The 19,746-nt window shown below is 41.4% G+C and carries 15 protein-coding genes and 1 pseudogene; 8 read left to right on the forward strand and 8 right to left on the reverse strand.

The features are described 5' to 3' along the window. Entirely contained in the window at nt 1–729 is a 729-nt protein-coding gene (locus tag Q0192_RS02500; protein ID WP_299285572.1) for an Abi family protein, read from the reverse strand. 260 nt (nt 730–989) lie between these two features. On the opposite strand from Q0192_RS02500, the gene nth reads away from it, so the two are divergent. Next, nucleotides 990–1,652: an endonuclease III gene (gene nth / locus Q0192_RS02505; RefSeq protein WP_299285575.1), complete on the forward strand. Its 663-nt coding sequence runs from the start codon at nt 990–992 to the stop codon at nt 1,650–1,652. Nucleotides 1,653–1,730: 78 nt separating this feature from the next. On the opposite strand, the gene Q0192_RS02510 is transcribed toward nth, so the two are convergent. From Q0192_RS02510 to Q0192_RS02525, 4 genes are all read right to left on the reverse strand, one after another. Continuing rightward, nucleotides 1,731–2,612, reverse strand: a complete 882-nt coding sequence (locus Q0192_RS02510; RefSeq protein WP_299285578.1) for a cupin-like domain-containing protein — start codon at nt 2,610–2,612, stop codon at nt 1,731–1,733. Between the two features lie 113 nt (nt 2,613–2,725). After that, nucleotides 2,726–3,607, reverse strand: a complete 882-nt coding sequence (locus tag Q0192_RS02515; protein WP_299285581.1) for a cupin-like domain-containing protein — start codon at nt 3,605–3,607, stop codon at nt 2,726–2,728. 192 nt (nt 3,608–3,799) lie between these two features. Further along, nucleotides 3,800–4,927 carry a radical SAM family heme chaperone HemW gene (hemW, locus tag Q0192_RS02520; RefSeq protein WP_299285584.1) on the reverse strand — a complete coding sequence of 376 codons (1,128 nt, stop codon included), beginning with the start codon at nt 4,925–4,927 and terminating at the stop codon, nt 3,800–3,802. Between the two features lie 18 nt (nt 4,928–4,945). Then, complete coding sequence (locus tag Q0192_RS02525; RefSeq protein WP_299285587.1) at nt 4,946–5,278, reverse strand: hypothetical protein; 333 nt, start codon at nt 5,276–5,278, stop codon at nt 4,946–4,948. Between the two features lie 69 nt (nt 5,279–5,347). Between Q0192_RS02525 and Q0192_RS02530 the strand changes: the two genes are divergently transcribed. The 7 genes from Q0192_RS02530 (at nt 5,348) to gldN (ending at nt 13,696) form a co-directional block, all read left to right on the forward strand. Then, nucleotides 5,348–6,868: a gluconokinase gene (locus tag Q0192_RS02530; protein ID WP_299285589.1), complete on the forward strand. Its 1,521-nt coding sequence runs from the start codon at nt 5,348–5,350 to the stop codon at nt 6,866–6,868. 51 nt (nt 6,869–6,919) lie between these two features. After that, nucleotides 6,920–7,858: a DUF4271 domain-containing protein gene (locus Q0192_RS02535; protein WP_299285592.1), complete on the forward strand. Its 939-nt coding sequence runs from the start codon at nt 6,920–6,922 to the stop codon at nt 7,856–7,858. Between the two features lie 15 nt (nt 7,859–7,873). Next, nucleotides 7,874–8,641 carry a uroporphyrinogen-III synthase gene (locus Q0192_RS02540; protein WP_299285595.1) on the forward strand — a complete coding sequence of 256 codons (768 nt, stop codon included), beginning with the start codon at nt 7,874–7,876 and terminating at the stop codon, nt 8,639–8,641. A gap of 296 nt (nt 8,642–8,937) precedes the next feature. Beyond that, on the forward strand, nt 8,938–10,290 hold the full coding sequence (locus Q0192_RS02545) for an SUMF1/EgtB/PvdO family nonheme iron enzyme (RefSeq protein ID WP_299285598.1): 1,353 nt from the start codon (nt 8,938–8,940) through the stop codon (nt 10,288–10,290). A gap of 50 nt (nt 10,291–10,340) precedes the next feature. Continuing rightward, on the forward strand, nt 10,341–11,153 hold the full coding sequence (gene gldL / locus Q0192_RS02550; RefSeq protein WP_299285601.1) for a gliding motility protein GldL: 813 nt from the start codon (nt 10,341–10,343) through the stop codon (nt 11,151–11,153). A gap of 46 nt (nt 11,154–11,199) precedes the next feature. Beyond that, a complete protein-coding gene (gene gldM, locus Q0192_RS02555; RefSeq protein ID WP_299285604.1) occupies nt 11,200–12,735 on the forward strand; it encodes a gliding motility protein GldM in 1,536 nt (511 codons plus the stop codon). A gap of 7 nt (nt 12,736–12,742) precedes the next feature. Further along, nucleotides 12,743–13,696 carry a gliding motility protein GldN gene (gene gldN / locus Q0192_RS02560; protein WP_299285607.1) on the forward strand — a complete coding sequence of 318 codons (954 nt, stop codon included), beginning with the start codon at nt 12,743–12,745 and terminating at the stop codon, nt 13,694–13,696. A 194-nt stretch (nt 13,697–13,890) separates the two neighbouring features. On the opposite strand, the gene uvrC is transcribed toward gldN, so the two are convergent. The 3 genes and pseudogenes from uvrC to Q0192_RS02575 form a co-directional block, all read right to left on the reverse strand. After that, nucleotides 13,891–15,711: an excinuclease ABC subunit UvrC gene (gene uvrC / locus Q0192_RS02565; RefSeq protein WP_299285610.1), complete on the reverse strand. Its 1,821-nt coding sequence runs from the start codon at nt 15,709–15,711 to the stop codon at nt 13,891–13,893. A 46-nt stretch (nt 15,712–15,757) separates the two neighbouring features. Next, nucleotides 15,758–18,004, reverse strand: coding sequence for a transglycosylase domain-containing protein (locus tag Q0192_RS02570; protein WP_299285613.1), 2,247 nt, complete (start codon nt 18,002–18,004; stop codon nt 15,758–15,760). Continuing rightward, nucleotides 18,004–19,746, reverse strand: a pseudogene (locus tag Q0192_RS02575) (gliding motility protein); the annotation flags it as partial. The pseudogene Q0192_RS02575 and the gene Q0192_RS02570, both read right to left, overlap by 1 nt.

The raw sequence follows: 19,746 nt of genomic DNA on the forward strand, positions 1-19,746 counted from the left end.
TTATATTGATTGAGCTTTATCAATTGTTTCTTGAACCATATCAAGGTTAGATATAAGTTTTAAAAGCTCAGGGTCAATCAATTCAAGTAAATTGATGATTGAATTGTAAACCGCTAATGTTTCTGTAAAATCTATAACATTACCATTAAAGCAAACAGGTTCATTATGGTTAATTCGGTTTCTAAATATCCTTACTTTATCTAATTCGTCTTTAATATCTTTTCTGCCATATCCCGATGGCAACGTTTGAAATATCTGTATCGGTTTACCTTTTAAAAGCCGATAATGATGCACTTCAAACAAATCACTCCAAAATCCAAATGTTTGTTCTGCAATTATTTTACCACTTGTGATAAGGGTTCTTGTATTTTGAAGCCGTTTTTCGGCTTTAGCTATTTCACGCTTTAAAAAATCGTTTGTTATAACTTGTCCTGTTTGCTTATGGGTAAACCGTAGTGTTGGGTCAGACATAAATCCTGTCTTTTGATTGATGATCCAATTAGGGTCATCGAAATGGGAGGTTAAAACGTTATTTAATGTGTTTCGTAAAACTACTTCAAGAATACAAACAAGCGGGTGAAACACCTGCGCCACTTTGAGGTTTGCCTTGTATAATTTGACTGTTTTTTCTGTTGAATTGCCTGTTGCAATTAAATATCTGTTTACCCTTGACGTTGAAAAATACCTTTTGAATTTACCGAACTCCACTCTATATATTTTGTCATTCAAACAAATATAATTATTTTTGTTTTGTGATGCTTGGTCAAGCCTCTTGTTTAGAACAACGTAACCAAGTTTAAGAATTAAGACCTGTCAGAGATGACTGGTCTTTTTTTTAAATTAGGGTTTCTTGATTCTTGCCACTTATGGTATTAGTGGTAAACCTATACAAGTCTCTGCATTAGATTTTATTTAATGGCTTATAGATGAATTGTTATTAGTCATACAAAACGATAAAAACAATTTCCGCTACCAGGTTTTTCCTCTTCATGAAACTCCTCTTCAACCTCGAAACCGTCCTAACTCGCATCGAACAAGCCATAGCCAAATATCCAAAAGCGGCGATGTTTGAGTTGTACGAACGCGGTTTTACTTCTTTGTTTGAGCAACTGGTTTCCTGCATTATTTCTGTCCGAACGATGGATGAAACTACGATTCCGGTTTCGCTGCGTTTGTTTGATCAGGCACGAACGCCGCAAGCCATGCTTCTTTTACCACATGAAAATTTAACGCAGTTGCTATATGGTAGTAGTTTCCCCGGGCAAAAAGCAGAAACCATGCTGGGCATCGCAAAAGTTGCAATCGAAAAATACAATGGCCAATTGCCAGCTAGTTTTGATGATTTAATTGCACTAAAAGGAGTAGGGCCGAAATGTGCCAATTTAGCTTTGGGTGTTGCCGCGAAACTACCGGCAATTAGTGTGGATATTCACGTGCACCGCGTAGTTAACCGCTGGGGAATTACGCAAACAACGCAGCCGGAACAAACCATGCTTTTCCTGCAAAAAACCATTCCGCAGGAAAAATGGATTGACGTGAACCGTTTGCTGATGCCTTTTGGCAAACACATTTGTACCGGCGTTTTGCCGCATTGCTCTACTTGCCCGGTTTTGGAGTATTGTGAACAGGTTGGGGTGATGAAGCACCGGTAAATTGGTATTTCCGATTGTAATTGGGTTTTCGGTAGAGACGTTGCATTGCAACGTCTCTACATTGCAACGTCTCTACATTTACCGGGGGCTTCCTGCTGCCAATGCTTTTTCTGCCCGTTTTATGGCCAGTTCTTCGCGAAATTTAGCATAAGGCGCTTTTAAAGCCATCTTCAAAACACTGTCCACGCCGCCTTTTAAAGCCAAATTGCACAAACTTGCTACTTTACGACTGATGGAAGCATCCCAAGCACGCAAACTTAACGAGTAGGAGCCATCAAGATATTTCATCCAATGCCAGTAACCGGTTGGCATAAACAACGTATCGCCATGTTCTAAGAAAACTTCCTGGCCTTCTACTCCTTTTAACGCCGGAAATTTGGTGAAGTCCGGGTTGGCAACATCGTAATCCTCCAAAGCATAAGTGGCATTCGGGATGCAATATAAACGCCGTTTCCATTTGTTCTCAAACAAAATCACGTGTTTCCTTCCGCCAAAATGGGTATGGAAAATGTGCGGTAAATCAATATCGTAATGCAAAAACGTAACCGAGTTTGATCCGCCAAAAAACATGGCCGGCATGCTTTCTAAAAATCCGCCCATCAGATCTTTTGGCAGCACAATATCATTCAGCAGTTGCGGCGCTTGTTTAAAAATGTTGAAGAAGAAAATACGCAGTTCAGTTGGTTGCGTTTTGATCAAATCAATATAATCTGCAAACTTCATTTCGGCTGCCGAGGCGTTAATGGGTTTGGAAGGGTCAGCTTTAGAATTATCATAAAGCGGAACCGTTTTATCGCCAACGGCAGCTTTCATGTATTCCGGCGTCCATTTTTCGCGGGCAGACCAGTTTTTGGTCAAACCTTTTATTACTAACGGTTTGCGTTTGGCAAGGTATTCTTTTTGAAAAGTTATCGGGTCAATCGTATCAACCGTATCAACCGGTTTCAGGATAAAGCTCATTTTATTGGGTTAAAGAACTGCTAAATTAACGTAAACTTAACTAATAAATTAAGCCGGTAAAAGAAGTATGATTTGTTTATGGCAGAAAAAGAAAAAGGCTATGACCAAACCAATTACCTCGGCAGGTCTTCTGACAGTGCTTTTTCGGCCCTTTTGATGGCAATTTCTTCTTTCCAGTCCATGTATTTGTTTTTGAAACGGGCTTTCATCAGGTTGTCAAACTTCCGTTGGATGGTCAGGTTGTACAAACTTTTGGCTTTGATGGCCCATGATTTGTCCCAGGCACGAAGCGAAATGGAGAAAGAGCCGTCCAAATATTTCATCCAATGCCAGTAGCCGGTTGGCATAAACAAGGTTTCGCCGTGTTCTAATATCGTTTCCTGTCCTTCAATCCCGTTCAACGCCGGAAACTTCTCAAAATCAGGATGTTCGATGTCGTAATCTTCCAAAGCATAAGTGGCAAACGGCAATCCGTACAAACGTTCTTTCCATTTGTAATCAAACAAAATGATGTGCTTGCGGCCGTTAAAATGCGTGTGAAAGATGTGCGCTAAATCAATATCGTAATGCAAAAACGTAACCGAACCTTTTCCGCCAAAAAACATGTTTGGGTATTTGTCCAAAAAGCCGCCCATCAAATCTGTTGGCGAGCGGTAATCTTCCAATAATTTTGGTGCTTCTTTTATCGGGTCAAATAAAAATATTCTTAAATCTGTTGGTTTGTTTTGGATGAGGTCTATATAATCCGAAAACTTCATTTCGGCAGCCGAAGCGTTGATCGGTTTGGTTGGATCAGCTTTTGAGCTATCGTAAAGCGGGACAACTTTATCGCCTACTGTTTCTTTTAAATATTCAAAAGTCCATTTATGTAAAGCTGGCCAGGTTTCTGTCGCTTTTTTTATGACCAGTGGTTTGCGCGGAATCAGGTAATTGTTTACAAAGTCTTCTTTTGAAATATGATCTACTTTGTCTATTTGTGATAAGTTGAAGCCCATTTTATTAACTTTAATTTAACACAACAAAGATTATACAAAACCGCTTTTTTAAAATGCCAGCACTGTTTTTTGAAAATATGCTGACAAAAAGAAAACCCGGCGGACGGGTTTCAAAAAAACCACAAAAAAGACAATGATTTTTAGGTGGTAAAAGAAGCATGGCAAATAAATCTAAACAGGCCATAGTTCTGGTCAAGGGAAAATAAACAATTGTGCAGCGATATGATCTGCATACAGTTTCCCGGCAAGGGTTAAGGTTAAGTTTTGATCGGTTTTTGCAAGCCAGTTTTTTTCTAAAAATGAGTTTGCTGCCATCAAAATCTGGGTTGATGAGCCAGCAATTAACCCATCGGCTTTGATTAAATTTAAACCTTTGCTGGTGCGCAAAGCCGTCATAGTGTATTCGTTCAGCCGGTCTTCCTGCGATAAATTCTCTAAAGTAAAAGGAATATTATTTTGACGGATTGCCGCCAAATATTGCTGGTTGTTGGCCACGTTCCATTGCCGGGTTTTGCCGTTAAAAGAATGTGCAGAAGGACCAATTCCGAGGTATTTTACGCCTTCCCAATAGTTGGAATTGTGGCGCGAATGCTGGTCGGGCAAGCTAAAGTTAGAGATTTCATAATGTTCAAACCTATGTTTTTCGGCTTCATCCATTAAAAACTCAAACTGCGCCGCGCTTTGGTCGTCGTTCATTTCCGGCTGCTTTTTTTTGCTAATAAAAGAAGCAAGCGCAGTCCGTGGTTCAACCGTCATGGAATAAGCCGAAAGGTGCGGAATTTGCAGTCCGAAAAATTGCTCCAGGTTATACTGCCATTTTTCGTTTGTCAACAGTGGATAACCGTAAATCAAATCCATTGTGATGTTATGAAAACCAGCATTTTGTACTTCTTTTATGGCATAAAAAGCTTCCTTGCTTTGGTGGGCGCGGTTCATCCAAAACAAATCCTCATCAAAAAAAGACTGCACACCAATGCTAAAACGGTTGATTGGCGTTTGTTTTAAGCTGAGGATTTTCTGCGGATTCAAATCATCCGGGTTCGCTTCCAGCGTGATTTCAGCATCTGCTTTTACCGAAAAATTAGCGAAAACCGTTTCCAGCAAAGCATTGATTTCCGAAGTTTCCAGTACCGAAGGCGTTCCTCCGCCAAAATAAATCGTTTCTATGGTTTCGTTTCCAAGATAACTTTTTTGCAGCTCAATTTCCTGCCGCAAAGCATGCAACAACGCTTTTTTATACCTAAAAGAAGTACTGAAATGGAAATCGCAATAATGGCAGGCTTGCTTGCAAAATGGGATGTGGATGTAAATGCCGGCCATAACGGCAAAGGTAGCACTTTAGGAGGCTTTAAGCAGCTTTTCAAGATTAGCCAATCGGCTTTCAAATTTGTTTTCGCGTTCCTCAACCGCTTTCAACCTGTTTTCTAACTGCGAAAAAGTAGAAAGGACTTCTTTGATACTTTTCAATTCGCCCACGATAGTTTCGTTAAACCTGTGCTGTTGCTCCCACTGTTTAACAGAAATGGCCATAAAATCTTTCAGGATAATGTTGGTTTCCTTTAATTCTAAGGCAACGTTATCTACCCTTTCTCCAACATTTTTTACCTGTGCGTTTGTTTCATCCTGTTTGATAAGCATTTCAGCAATTATCAGTGCTAATTCTTTGTCCATCCTGTTTAAATATCGTTCAAATATAATTACAAATTACTTCTAATTTTACCCGATAAAAACAGCATTATAGTGCAACCATATATTTTAGGCGTTGATATTGGGACGGGCAGCGTAAAAGCCGTTGCGGTAGGTTTGGATGGCGAAGCAATTGATTCATCGCAAGTCCATTATCCGATGTTGCCAGCAGAAACTGGTTTTGCCGAACAAGACCCGGAATTGATTTGGCAAGGTTTTTTAAACTGCATCCAAAAAGTTGTTGCACGTTTAGGCCAGCCGCAGGCTATTAGTTTAAGCAGCGCAATGCACAGTTTAATTTTGGTTGATGCGCAAGGCAAACCGCTTACCAACATGATCAATTGGGCCGATACGCGAAGTGCGGCAATTGCAGAACAGCTTCGTTCTTCTCCCGAAGGAAAAAACCTGTACGAACATACAGGAACGCCCATTTATTCGATGTCGCCAATAACTAAGATCATTTGGTTCCGGGAAAACCGGAAAGATTTGTTCAAGCAAACTGCCAAATTTATATCCATTAAAGAACTGGTTTGGTTTCGGTTATTTGGCCAATTTCAAATTGATTATTCCATTGCTTCAGCAACTGGTTTGTTTGATATTGTAAAATTTTGCTGGAGCGAAGAAGCTTTAAAACTTGCCGCAATCAGTGCAAACCAGCTTTCAAAACCGGTAAGCACCAGTTACATGCGCCAGGATTTAAAAGCAGACATCACCAAAATATTAGGCATAAAAGAAGCATTGCGGTGGATGATTGGTGCCAACGATGGTTGTTTGGCAAATTTGGGCAGCGGTGCAAATCAACCCAAAACCGCGGCTTTAACTATTGGGACCAGCGGCGCCGTGCGCATGGCCAGCAACAAGCCTTTGTACAATTTTACAGCCATGACTTTTAATTACATCTTGGACGAACAAACCTATATCTGCGGCGGCGCCATCAATAATGGTGGTTTAATTTTGAACTGGCTGCTCGAAAAGTTTATGCTAAAAGAAGCATTGGCAGCAAAAGATTATGAGCAATTATTTGAGGCGATAAAAACAGTACCAGCCGGAAACGACGGCCTGCTTTTTCTGCCTTATTTAACAGGAGAGCGGACGCCTTTGTGGGACAGCAACAGTTGCGGCGTTTATTTTGGGATTAAAACTTTGCACACACAAGCCAATTTTTTGAAAGCTGCTTTGGATGGCGTTTGCTTTGCCATTTGCCACGTATTGGATGCGCTCAATCAATCCGCAGAAAAAATTGAAGAAATACGCGTAAGCGGTGGTTTTACCGCTTCGCCGGTTTGGGTGCAATTGATGGCCGATATTATCGGCAAAAAATTAACCGTAGTGCAGGCCGAAGATGCATCGGCAATTGGTGCGGCTTTTCTGGCCATCAAAACCGGAAAGTTTATTGGTTTTAGGTTGAAGGACAATGCGCAAACCAATCAAACTATCCAACCAAACCCCGAAAAGCACCAGGTTTACAGCAATTATTACCGCTTGTTTGTAAAATTGTATGAGGATTTGAAAGAAAGTATGCACCAGTTGGCACAGATAAATGCGGCAGAACGGTCATCAATCCAAAAATATTGAGGTAAATTTGTGGCAGAAAAAATGCCCGTTTGATCCGGCCCAAAATATTTCATGCGTTTAACGGTTATCCTGCTCCTTGTTTTTTTACTGGTAAAAACAGCATCTGCACAAACAGCCGTTGCGGATACTTTGGTTGAAGCCGAAGCCCCCGTTTTAGATTCTGCAACTTTAGTCAAGCAACAGCTTCGTTCCGATTCGCTTGCCCGTTTTTTTATCACGCCGCCTGACCCTAACCGCGCAAACCAATTTATAGACAGCGTTATCAAAGCCAACTTGTACACTGGCTACGCATTTTTAGACCTGCATTTTAAGCCGGTAAAAACAGTAGTGCAAACCGGCAAACCGCGCAGTTTCAGAGACCGTTGGATGCTGGCCGTGATGCTGGGCTTGCTTTTGTACCTGGCCATACTCAACCGTTTTTTAAACAAATCCATCGCTGATATTATAGAATCGTTTTACAGTAAAAGGGTGCTTTCTCAATTTTCTAAAGAAGAAAACCTCATCAATTCGTGGTCGTTTATTTTACTGTTTTTATTGTTTGGGGCAACCATCGGTTTGCTGTTTTTTCAGGTAGTGGCTTATTACAACCGAAATTATGTAGACAACGGCTGGCAGCTTTACCTTGGTTTCACCTTTGCCGTCATCGTTTTTTTTATCCTCAAAATTGTGGTTTTACGGATTTTAGGGCTGATATTTAATATCCGCAGTTTGGTTAAAGAATATATTTCGGTGCTTTACCTCACTTATTTTAACCTCACTTTTATCAGTTTGCCACTGGTCGTCAGTTTTGGTTTGATTGCCGACAGCTTAAAACTTGCCGTTTTACTGGTATTTGGCTTGCTGATCGTGGTAGTTTTGTTTTGGCAATACATCCGCAGCAGTATAAACATTCTTTCGGTGTACAGATTCAGTAAAGTTTATTTATTTATTTATCTTTGTGCCCTCGAACTATGCCCTGTTTTTATTTTGGTGAAAGCTTTAAAATTATAAGAAATACAGCTACTTATGCAGATTGACGCTGAAAGATTGAAGAAAGTAAAAAGTATTTTAGTTACGCTACCTAAACCCGATTCAGATAAAAACCCATATACAGAATTGGCCAAAAAATACAATTTAAAAATTGATTTTCGGTCTTTTATCCATGTAGAAGGCGTACCGGCCAGAGAATTCCGAAAAGAAAAAATTGCTTTGGGCGATTTTACTGCCGTGATTTTTGCCAGCCGCAACGCTGCCGATCATTTTTTCAGGATTTGTGAAGAGATGCGTTTTGAGGTTCCGGTAGAGATGAAATACTTTTGCCTTTCGGAAACTATTGCGCTTTACCTGCAAAAATACATCCAGTACCGAAAACGAAAAATATTTTTTGGCAAGCAAACCGCGGCAGACCTGGCCGAGGTTTTAAAAAAGCACACCAACGAAAAGTTTTTGTATCCATGCTCTGATGTGGCGGCGGAAGAAACGCAAAAGTTTTTGCAAAGCAACGGCTATAATTTTACACCTGCCGTTTTGTTTCGCACGGTTTGCAGCGACCTATCTGACCTGGCAGACGTTTTTTACGACATCATTGCTTTTTTTAGCCCTTCCAGTGTCCAGTCGCTCTATAAAAACTTTCCCGATTTCGAACAAAAACACACACGCATAGCCGCTTACGGCGCTACTACCCATAAAGCAGCCATCGAAAAAGGGCTGGTCCTGGACATCCCAGCACCAGTTCCGGAGGCACCATCCATGACGATGGCGATCGAGCAGTATATAAAACAGGCCAACAAATAAAATAATTTTTGTTTGTTGCAGTTATTAATGCAAACCATATAATTTACGAAACTTTAGCTTCCAAACCTGCGTAAAGAAATCAAAAAACCATGCTGTTTTTATGCACTAAAAATGTGTATAGCTGTCAATATTTAATTTTCATCATATTAGTATTGCAAGGATGAATAGTTTGGTTAATTTTATAACGATAAAATATTTTTTTGTGATGAAAAAAATAGCATCAGTAGAAAATATTTTACCTTAAATTTAGTTATTGCATTAATTTTAACCGAGTTGTTTATACTTTGGATTTGAAAATGAAAAACTTTTATTTTGGTGTATTAGGCTTATTGGTGCTTTCTGTTTTAAACAGTTGCAAAACCTCCGGAGGCGACAGGGGCGAGGTAAGGGGTGTTTCCGGGAAAGCTTTTAAACAAGAACAGCCTTACGGGATGGTTTATATTCCAGGCGGCAGTTTTTTGATGGGCCAAACCGATCAGGACGTAACTTTTGCCCAAACTGCCCAGAACAAACAAGTTACGGTTTCTCCGTTTTTTATGGACGAGACCGAAACTTCCAATGCCAAATACAAAGAATTTGTAAACCAGGTGCGCGATTCTATCGCCATCACCAATTACCTGCAAGACGATAAATACTACTACAAACCAGGCGGCAAAAACGCCAAGCCCGACCCAAGCGGCAAAAAATACATCAACTGGAATTACGTAGCTAAAAACCCGGTTTTTAACGGCGGCAGGGGAAAAGGTAAGGCAGGTGCTGCTGCAAGTGCCAATCAATCTAAATTACAAGGCATGTATTACCAGGGCGATGACCGCATTTTTGATAAAAACGAAATTGACGTTCGCTTATTAAAATACAATTACGCCTTGATGGTTTTGCGCGAAGCATCCAACAACCGTTTCGACAAAACAAAAAGACGTTCAGATTTTATTTTGCGGGATACCGTTCCTGTATATCCCGATACTTTATGTTGGTTAAACGATTTTTCTTATGCGGCCAACGAGCCAATGGTACAAGGTTATTTTTCGCACCCGGCTTATTTAAACTATCCGGTAGTTGGTGTTACCTGGCGCCAGGTTCGTGCTTATACCGTTTGGCGTGGCCGTTATAACGATGCGTATAAAGATGCGCGCGGTATTCCTCACCGTCAGCCTTATGAATTACCAACCGAAGCAGAATTTGAATATGCAGCACGCGGTGGCCGGATTGGTAACGATTATCCTTGGGGCGGCCCGTATATCAAAAATTCTAAAGGTTGTTTATTGGCCAACTTTAAACCCGGCCGTGGCGATTATGCCTCCGATGGCGGTTATTATACGGTAAGCGTGCACTCTTATTTTCCAAATGATTTCGGCTTGTACAATATGGCCGGAAACGTAGCAGAATGGACAGCTTCTGCTTATGATGAAGCTGCTTCTACTTTTGTGCACGATATGAGCCCGACTTTTAACTACGAAGCTAAAGCAAGCGATCCGGAAGTGTTGAAACGCAAAGTGGTGCGCGGCGGCTCTTGGAAAGATATTGGCTACTTCCTCCAAAACTCTACCCGCGGTTATGAATATCAGGATACTGCAAAATCTTACATTGGTTTCCGCTGCGTAACCCATTTCCTGGGCAGGGACATCAAAGACAAACGCTCTAACTACTAATTGAACTATTATATCATCTACGTTTAAAAACAAAAACTATTAAAACTACTATGGCTGTAAAGAAAAAATTCGACTGGTTGCACACAGCAATTTCTTGGGGGGCAAGCGTCGTAATTGTGGGTGCGTTATTTAAAATCCTTCACTTAGGCGGAATTTATGGTAACATTATGATTGGATTGGGACTGGGTGTTGAAGCGTTCCTGTTTTTTTTAACAGGATTTTTTCCACCGGCAAAAGATCCGGCTTGGGAAAGAGTTTATCCTGAACTAAGCGAAGATTTCACAGGCGAAATGCCAAAGGTGTCTGCCCGTCCTACACAGGCCGTTGCTGCTCCGGTACAATCAACTGCTGCTTTGGATAAAATGCTGGCCGATGCAAAAATCGGCCCGGAATTGATTTCCAGTTTAGGCAACGGATTAAGGACATTTGGCGATAAAGTATCAACGATTTCTAACGTTGCCGATGCGGGCGCTGCTACCAATGAGTTTGCTGCTAAATTGAAAACTGCTGCTTCAGGTTATGATAAATTGAGTGTTTCTTTTGAGAAAGCTTCGGCAAACCTGAACGAAATGGCAAATTCTAACATTGATTCTAAAGCTTACCACGACCAGGTAAACAACCTGGCCAAAAATTTATCTGCCTTAAACGCAGTATATGAGCTGGAGCTGCAGGATTCGAGCGCACACCTGAAATCAATGAACAAGTTTTACCAAAATGTTTCTTTAACGATGCAAAACTTTAACGAATCATTAGACGATTCTAAAGCTTTCAAAGAAGAAGTAGGTCGCTTGGCAAAAAACCTGTCTTCTTTAAATAACATTTATGGAAACATGTTATCAGCGATGAACCAGCCTCGTTCCTAAACAAATTATAACATAAATACTACACCAATAGATAAAACAATAGCAAATGGCTGGAGGTAAGGAAACGACAAGGCAGCGGATGATCAATATCATGTATTTGGTATTGCTTGCGATGCTGGCCTTGAATGTCTCGGACACAATTTTAAATGCATTTAAAAATATAAACGACAGTTTAAATACTTCTAAAAACAATGTAAACAACAGCGTTAACCAATTATTCACTTCTTTTGAAAACACCAAACTGAAAGAGGAGCCACAACGGGCAAAGCCGATTTACGATAAAGCGGTGCAAGCCCGGGCAATAGCAGAAGATTTAAATAATTATATAGAAAAAATTAAAGATCATTTTGTTAAAGCCGGACAAGGTTATAGCGAAGAATCAGGCGATTTGGTTGAAAGGGCAAATTTGGATATTTCTCCGGGCTACATGGTTAACCAGGGCGAAGGTTTAAAGCTGAAAAACAAGATCAATGAAACTCGTGAGAAATTAATTGCATTGGTTGACCCAAAAGACCGCGCAGGGTTAACCTTTTCTTTAGAAGCACAGGATCCTGTAAAATCAGTTGAATGCAAAAAAAGATGGGAAGAGATTAATTTTGGCGAAGGCACACCGCTTACTGCTTCAATGACGGTTTTAACAAAAATCCAAACGGACACCAAAAATGCCGAGTCGGACGTGGTTAAAAGGATTTTTGGAAAAATGGATCAGGCAGTAGTTAACCTGGATCAGTTTTCAGCTGTTGCAGTAGCGCCAAGCAGTTATGTAGTTGCCGGCCAGCCTTATACTGCCGAAGTGTTTTTAACAGCATCAGATTCTAAATCAAACCCGGATATTGCAGTAAACGGCGCCAAATTATCAACAGCAGCAGGCAGGGGAAAATATACGGTAAGTACGGCTCGTGAAGGTGTTTATACCTGGGTGGGCAGCATTAGGGTAAAACAGAACGACGGTACGATAAAAGAGTACAAAACTGCTCCACAAACCTATCAGGTTGCACGGCCTTCAGCGGTAGTTTCCCCGGATAAAATGAATGTGTTGTATGTTGGCGTTCCTAACCCGGTTTCGGTTTCGGCCCCTGGTATTGCTAAAGAAAAACTGCATTTAAGCATCAGCGGCGGTTCTATTAGTGGTTCTGCCGGAAAATTTACAGCTACGGTTTCTTCACCTGGAACTACGGCTAAAATCACGGTTTCCGGCGAAACCTCTCCCGGTAAAACCCAGGTTTTAGGTGTTCAGGAATTTCGCGTAAAAAGAATCCCTGACCCAAAAGCACAATTTGCCGGTAAGAGCAGTGGTGCAGTTGCAGCAGGAAATATCAAAGCGCAAGATAGGGTTTTTGCAAGGTTGGAGAATTTTGATTTTGATGCTAAATTTAATGTTACCCGTTTTTCGTTAACGGTTATTAAGCCCCGGCAGGATGCGATTACCACTTCCGGTACTGGAAGCGAACTTTCCGGTGCCATGAAGTCGTCCTTGGCTACGATTACGCCTGGCTCGCGTGTGATTTTTGATAATATTATTGCTGTTGGCCCAGATGGTACGCAACGTGGTTTAGACCCAATTTCATTGATTGCAAATTAAAAAAAGGATGAAAAGGAACCTGGTTATTTTAGTTTTATGCCTGCTGTATGTAAGTTCTTTCGCACAAACGCGCAGGAGAACGGCTACCCGAAGGACTACGCCTAAAAAGCAAACTGCAGCTGCTGCCAAATCTCAGGCGTTGGTAGATACTAATAATGTTAAGGCTTTTGTGCGTCCGCCGGATGGCTATTACAAACCACAGGACGGCTATTACAAAAAGACCAGCATTCTCAACGCAAAGGTTACGCCTTACCAATATTTGCGCGAAGCTGACGTTGCGTTTGCAAAAAGGGTTTGGCGTGAAATTGACGTTCGCGAACGGATGAACCAGTATTTAGCTTCACCAAAAGCACGTTTGATTGATATTTTGATGGATGCGATTGAAAAAGGCGAATTGAATGCTTATGATGCTTCCCCAAGTAAAGGCGACCCGAACGGTGATGAATTTTCTGCCTTGTTGAAACCAAAACAAGCAATGGCAAAAATGGCAGACAGTGTAATGATTGATACTTTTGATAAAAACACCGGTGAAAAAACAGGTTCCAGAATGCAAATGGGCGAGTTTAACCCAGACAGTGTTGTAAAGTTCAGGATTAAAGAAGATTGGATTTTTGATAAACAACGCTCTGTTTTTGAACCGCGGATTATTGGTATTGCGCCGTTGATTAGAGTGCGTGCAGGCGGGTTAAGCTTAGATTACCAGCCGGCTTTTTGGATCTACTTCCCGGAGGCGAGAAATATTTTGGTAACCAAAGAAGCAGTTAACCGCCACAACGATGCAACCGGTTTAAGCTTTGATGATATTTTTATGAAGCGAATTTTTTCCAGTTACATTGTAAAAGAATCTAACGATAAAGATGAACGGATTAAAGATTACGCACAAGGAATTGACAAACTGTACGAATCGGAAAAGATCAAAAAATCTTTGCTGAACTACGAACAGGATTTGTGGCAGTATTAACACACCAATTTTTACCTGATAAAAGAAGCATTAGCCCTGCAAGATTATTCTTGCGGGGCTTTTTCTTGTACCAAAAATTATGGGTTGCCAAAGCTTGTTTGCCGTTTACAACATCCTTTAATATTACAAACGGGATTTTTGGGTTTGCTAACACACCAATTTTTACCCGATAAAAGAAGCATCGCCCTGCAAGATTACTCTTGCGGGGCTTTTTCTTGTACAAAAAAATCGTGAATGGCTAAAGCTTGTTTGCTGTTTACCACTTCCATCAACAGCTCTTGCGAAGCTTCGCGTACTCTTTTTACCGACTTAAAATAGGTGAGCAATTTATCAGCCGTAGTTTTACCAATTCCCGGAATGTTTTCCAATTCGGTAGCTATCGTTGCTTTATTGCGTTTTTTACGATGTGCGGTGATACCAAAACGGTGTGCTTCGTCCCGCAATTGCTGGATGATTTTTAACGTTTCCGATTTTTTGTCTAAGTACATCGGGTATTGGTCGCCGGGATAATACAATTCTTCCAGCCGTTTTGCGATACCAATGATGGTTACTTTTTTATCAATATCCAGCTTTTTTAAAGCTTTTACCGAAGATGAAAGCTGCCCTTTTCCACCATCAATGATAATGAGTTGCGGCAATTCCTGGTTTTCTTCCAGCAAACGTTTGTAACGCCGATAAACGGCTTCTTCCATCGTGGCAAAATCGTTCGGGCCTTCTACTGTTTTTACGTTAAAAAAACGGTAATCTTTTTTGGAAGGCTTTCCGTCCCGGAAAACCACAATGGCCGAAACCGGGAAAGAACCTTGGAAGTTAGAGTTATCAAAACATTCGATATGCCGCGGCAATTGGTTCAAACGCAAATCTTTCATCATTTGCGTCAACAAACGCTCCGTCCTGACTTCGGGGTTTAATTTCTCGTACTGGTCAATTTTTCCGCGTTTAAAAAACTGCACATTCTTTTGCGACAAATCAAGCAGTTTCTTCTTTTCGCCCAGCTTTGGAACGGTAAAACGGATGTTGGAACCTTCATCAACCGTAATATCAAACGGAACAATAACTTCTTTTGAAGTGCTGTTGTAACGCGTACGAAATTCGGAAATGGCCAGAGTCAGCAATTCTTCATCCGTTTCGTCCAGGCGTTTTTTCAGTTCCAAAGTTTGTGTTTGAGTGATGACGCCGTTCATCACTTTCAAAAAGTTGACGAAAGCGTATTTTTCTTCGGAAGCAATACTGAAAACATCCACATCAGTAATCGAAGAATTAACCACGGTGGATTTGCTTTGGTAATTGTCCAGCAATTCGAACTTTCTTTTCAGCTTGTGCGCCAACTCAAAATTCAGTTCCGCGATGGCCTGTTCCATTTGCTCTTTCAGTTGCTTTACAACGGAGCTTGTTTTACCGTTCAAAATATCTTTAATTTCCTCGATGTTGCTTAAATAATCTTCGCCTGATTGGTATTTTTGGCAAGGGCCTTTGCAGTTTCCAAGTTGGTATTCCAAACAAACCTTAAATTTCCCGGCATCAATATTGGGTTCGGTAAGTGGCAGGTTACAAGTCCGCAGCGGATAAGTTTCCCGGATCAAATCCAAAATAGTATGCATCATGCTGATCGAGGCATATGGGCCCAGATATTTTGAACCATCTCGAATGATCCTTCTCGTCCAGTAAATACGCGGAAAAGGTTCATTTTTGATAACGATCCACGGATACGTTTTATCGTCCTTCAGCAGCACGTTGTACCGCGGCTGGTGCTTTTTGATCAGGCTGTTTTCTAAAAGCCAGGCATCAATTTCGGTATCAACAATGGTAAATGTGATTTTCCTGATCTTGGAAACCAGCACTTTCGTTTTGCCATTGCTGCTTAAAACATCTTTGTTAAAATAGGAACTGACCCGGTTTTTCAGGTCTTTGGCTTTGCCAATATAAATGATCGTGTTCTCGTCGTCCCAGTACTGGTAAACGCCGGGTTTGTGCGGAATCGCTTTTAATGCTTCCTTATAATCGAAATTACTCATGCCCAACAACGCTTGCTTCTTTTATCGGTATAAAATTAGTAAACGCTTAAAAGCCTAATTGTTTATCTACTTCTGTACTTTGTTGTTGTTGCTGGCTGTAAGCGCCGCAATCCATCGTAATACTGACACCGTTTTTCGGCGGATCAAAATCCACATTCTTTTTAATACCGAGGCTGGCATTGGCGTAAACCTTTTTCATGTACAAAGCAAAGATTGGCAAAGCTGTATTGGCGCCTTCTCCTAATTCTGTTGTCCTAAAATGGATTTGCATGTCTTCACAACCTGTCCAAACGCCGGTAACCAATTGCGGCGTGATGCCGATAAACCAGCCGTCGGAGTTATTTTGTGTAGTGCCGGTTTTGCCGCCAATCGGGTTGGTTAAACCGTATTTGCTTCTTAAACGCCAACCGGTGCCTTCCTGGATTACGCCTTTCAGCATGTAAGTCATAACATAAGCTGTCTGCTCGTCCATAGCAACCACAACTTTTGGTTTGCGTTCAAAAATAATGTTACCGTTTTTGTCTTCCACACGCAATAGATAAATCGGTTCCGTCCAGGCACCATGGTTGGCAAAAACACTGTAAGCGCCGGTCATATCGAAAACCGAAGCATCAAAAGTTCCCAAAACGATAGAAGGATATGGTTGTAGGTTTGAGCTATTTACGCCCATTTTTTTAATGAGGTTGACAACAGGTACAGGAGTTACTTCCTGCATCATTTTGGCTGCAATCCAGTTGTGCGAGATAGCCAAAGCTTTGCGCAGGTTTAAAGAACTGTAAATGTTATCTTTTGCAGGAGAAGAAGGTGTCCATGATTTACCATCCGTAACTATGGTAACCGGTTCTACCGGAACTTCCATACAAGGCGACATGCCATTTGCTATCGCCACTGCATAAGTAAAAGGTTTAGCGGTAGAACCAACTTGCCGAGTGCCCATTTTTACCTGATCATATTTAAAATGCTCAAAATTATCGCCACCAACCCAAGCTTTGATGTAACCGGTTGTTGGGTCCATAGACATCATGGCGTTGCGCAAAATCAGTTTGGTATAAACAATGGAATCAATTGGCTTCATCATGGTATCCATGTCCCCTTTCCAGGTGAAAAGGCTCATCTTAGTTGGCGTGTTAAAATCAGTTTTGATTTCCTGGTCTGATTTTCCCTGGTCTTTCAACATCCGGTAACGGTCAGAACGCTTCATGCCTTGGTCTAAAATATCTTTAAAACCATCAATAGATTTCCATAAACTATGTCCTCTCCAATGTGCGTTAAATTGGTTTTGCAAATCGCGCATGTACTCTTTTTGCGCCTGTTCTGCATATTCCTGCATTTGGTAATTGATGGTGGTATAGATTTTTAAACCATCGCGGTCCAAATCATAAGGCGTTCCGTCCCCTTTGGTTATGGATTGATCGGCCAATGTTTTCTGGACATCTTTCTTCAAAACAGAACGGAAATAAGTGGCCAAACCATCGTTCTGGTCAATCGGGTTAAAATTCAATCCTAAAGGTTTTGCTTTTTCTTCGGCTTCCTGTCCTTCGCTTAGAAACTTTTCATCTGCCATCCTTTTCAACACAAAATTTCTTCTGTTAAGGGCGTTATCGGGATGATTGATCGGCGAATAAATTCCCGGGCCGTTTACCATACCAATCAAAAGTGCGGCTTGGTTGGGCGTTAATTTATCAGGCGTAACATTAAAATAAGTATGCGCGGCAGATTTAATGCCGAAAGTATTGTAGGCACCAAAATCAACCGTATTGAGATACATCGTCAAAATTTCTTCCTTGGTATAATTACGTTCGATTTTTACGGCCGTAATCCATTCCTGTAACTTCTGAATAATCCGTTTAAAAGGGTTATGAGCCCGTTCCGAAAATAAATTGAGCGCTAATTGCTGCGTGATTGTACTTCCGCCTTGTTTTTTCCCGATTAAATTATAAAAAATAATAGAGAATATGCGCCGGAAATCAATACCGGAATGATCGTAAAAACGTGTGTCTTCCGTAGCAACTAAAGCATGGACTACGTTTGGCGATAACTCCTGATAAGTAACATTCGAACGGTTTTGAACATAATACGTTCCTAATTCTTGTTTATCTTCCGAAAAGATAACGCTTGCTAAATTGCTTTTCGGGTTTTCCAGATCGCGAAAGGAGGGCAATTTGCCAAACAACTGGAAGGCAACGGCCATAAACAGTAAAACAAAAAAGAAAAATACACCGGCTACCAACTTCCAAAAGTTGAGTGTGTAGCGGCGAAAAACTTGGTCCCTAGCAGGTTCTTTATATCGCATTACAGATAATTAGCTTGATAAAATTCAAAGTAGCTGTTTAGCAATTTTGAATCGGCTAATTTATCCAGATTTTTCCGGCTGATGATAAAGAAATTATATTTCTCTGCCGGAACTTTCATTATTTCCGGCAAAAGCGGTGCAATGCGGCGTGCATAATCTTTTACTTCGCCCAAAGAATAAAAACGGCCGGTGTAAATTAACTGGTTGGTTTGGCCGATTTCTTTCAGTTGGTGTTTTAGCGGCGTATCAGGATAATTGGCGCGGTTAAACTGACCGATGCCAAAACGCGAAGGCGCTAAATTAGCCGCGCCGTTAACGTTGATAACGAAATACAGTTCGGTACTATCGGACAAAGTAAAAATACGCGATGCTTCTTTTACCCCTGTTTTTTTGGTGTCGGTTGGCAAAGTAACACTGAGCTTGTTGTTTAAAGAGGAAGCCGGAATGTTGATTGAATTATTGCTTTTCGGCGCAGCCAAAACTTCCGGTGCTTTAGGTTGAACTGGAGCAGGCGTAACAACCGGGTTTGAGGCTATTGTTTGCTGCTGAAAACGGTCTTGCGAAAAAGGAATATCGTTCGGGTCGCTGTCCATAATTGCAAAAGGGCGCGCGGCAATTGCGGCCTGGTTTTCTTTGATAAAATTTAAATGTTGTTTTACCAAAGGCGTAATCAGGCCATCTTTTGGATACTGCGCGGCAATTTGCTGCAGTTCCAGCAGAAAAGGATCCAGCTTTTGCTGATGGCCTTGCGCAATGGTTTTTAAATAAGCCAGTTGCGGGGCCAAGCGGTTTTGTGGGTTCAGTTTTAGGGCCGAATCTGTTTGGGCAATAACCTGATCGTATTTCCGGTTTCGGTACAAATCATAAATGGAATTGTAAAAAGCATTTTGGCGGGAATCTTCGGTCAGCATTTTTTTGCTGTAGTCCGGGTCTAAAATAATTTGTGCATACTGCGTTTGCGGGTAGTTTTTCAGCAATAGGTTTTTGTATTTTTCGGCCTGCGGTTCGTTGTGCGCATTGCTGTACAAGCGGTAAAGGCTATAATAAATAACGGCCAAGTTTGGATTGTCGGGAAAGCGGTTAACAATATACTCGTAAGTTTGAACCGATTCCTTTTCATCACTCAAAATATCTTTATAAAAACCGGCAATATCGGCATAAGCATTAAAAATAATGGTGTTGGATTGCTCCAGCAAAGCAGGCGTAAGCGGAATACTGTTCAACAATTCCTGCCGGTAGTTTCCAGCGCCGGGTGTAGCAAGTGCTGGTGCTTGGATGGGTTGTGCAGCATCCGGGTCGTTTACCGCATTCGGATTGGTAGAGGTCAAATTTGCTACGCGCGAACTGATGCGCCAGTTGTCTTCCAGTTTTCGTTTCCCCCAAACACGGATAAAAGCGGCGATGCCCTGGTTTACCGCATCCGGGTTGTAGAAGTAAAAAGAGCTGGAACTGCGGCTTGGCGTAGAAGAAACATTGCCTGCATTAGTTGCCGGGTCTATGGTAACGGGCGCGTTTTGCTGCTGTATGGCGTCCTGGTCTACCATTAAATTGATGCGGGCAATACGGTCTGGCTCTTTTAATTTGGCCAAAGCCTGCAAGGTATCTTGGCGGGAAATAATTTGGTAACGGCTGGCAAGCAACTGCAAATTATTGGCTTTTTTGAGGATTTGCTGATAGCCCGGATACAGCGGCGAAAGGTTAAGTAATGTGCTGTCGTAATATTTTTTGGCCTGGATATAATC

It is taken from the genome of uncultured Mucilaginibacter sp., assembly GCF_937859865.1.
GTDB lineage: Bacteria > Bacteroidota > Bacteroidia > Sphingobacteriales > Sphingobacteriaceae > Mucilaginibacter_A.